Genomic DNA, 1112 nt, shown 5'->3' on the forward strand with positions numbered 1-1112 from the left:
ACCAACTTCGTGTCGCAGGCGATGCACGCCGGCGGCTGGAAGCTCAAGGGCGGCTGGGATCCGAACGACCTGAACAACTGGCACTACGACCTGACCGGCCCGGCCCGGTGGAGCAAGACCTGGTCGGTGCCGGCGATCTCGCAGAACTCCAGGCACCGCCACAACGTCCCGCTGTACCTGTGGATCAAGATGGCATTCTCGGACAGCCCGGACGACCACGATGACCTGCCGGACCACTACCGCGCCGTAATCTATTCGGTCCGCACGAAGACGAGCTTCAACTCATGAGAGCCGCCGCCGTGGCCGCCGCGCTGGTCGCCGCGGCCGCCGGCTTCGCGCCGGAGGCCGCGCCGGCCGAGGTCTACCTGGTCCAGCTGTCGGGTCCGCCGTCAGCGGCACAGATCGACGCCGTCGCGTCCCGGGTGATCCACCGGTACACCGCGACATTCCCCGGCTTCGCCGCCGAGCTGACGGCGCGCGAGGCGGCGGCAGTCTCGAGCACGCCCGGCGTCGTCGCGGTCACCCGGGACGAGCCGCGCGCCGCATTGTCCATCACGACACCGGAGTTCCTGGGCCTCACCGGCGACTCCGGCGCCTGGCAGCGCTACTCCGGCGGCGCGGCCCACGCGGGCGAGAACGCCATCGTCGGGTTCATCGACAGCGGCCTGGCCGCCGGGCACCCGAGCTTCGCCGCGCTGGCCGAACCCCGGCCGGACGCGGCCGCCATCGCCGCCCGCTGGCGCGGCGCCTGCGACGACGCGGCCCTGTGTAACAACAAGGTGATCGGGGCCCGGCACTTCCGCGCCGCCGCCACCGGCGTGTCGCCGGCCGAGCCGGACTCCGCCCGCGACTACAACGGGCACGGCACGCACGTCGCCGCCGTGGCCGCGGGGAACAATGCCGTCCCGGCCGTCGTGGACGGTCTGTCGGCCGGCGACACCTCGGGCGTCGCGCCGGCCGCCCGCGTCGCCGTCTACAAGGCGCTGTGGCAGACCACCGACGGGCGGCTGGTGGGCAGCACCGCCGACATCGTCGCGGCCATCGATCAGGCGACCGCGGACGGCGTCGACGTGCTGAACTACTCGGCGGCCGGCGCCACCGGCACGGTCACC

At 73.3% G+C, this 1112-nt stretch carries 2 protein-coding genes; both read left to right on the forward strand.

Annotated features, from left to right (window positions below):
* A partial coding sequence (locus AB0M20_RS45135; RefSeq protein ID WP_364307793.1) for a hypothetical protein occupies window positions 1–288 on the forward strand: 288 nt, incomplete at its 5' end.
* The coding region (locus tag AB0M20_RS45140) for a S8 family serine peptidase (protein WP_364307795.1) at window positions 285–1112 on the forward strand (828 nt) is incomplete at its 3' end. The genes AB0M20_RS45135 and AB0M20_RS45140, both read left to right, overlap by 4 nt.

Origin of the sequence: Actinoplanes sp. NPDC051633 (assembly GCF_040681735.1) — a bacterium.
GTDB lineage: Bacteria > Actinomycetota > Actinomycetes > Mycobacteriales > Micromonosporaceae > Actinoplanes.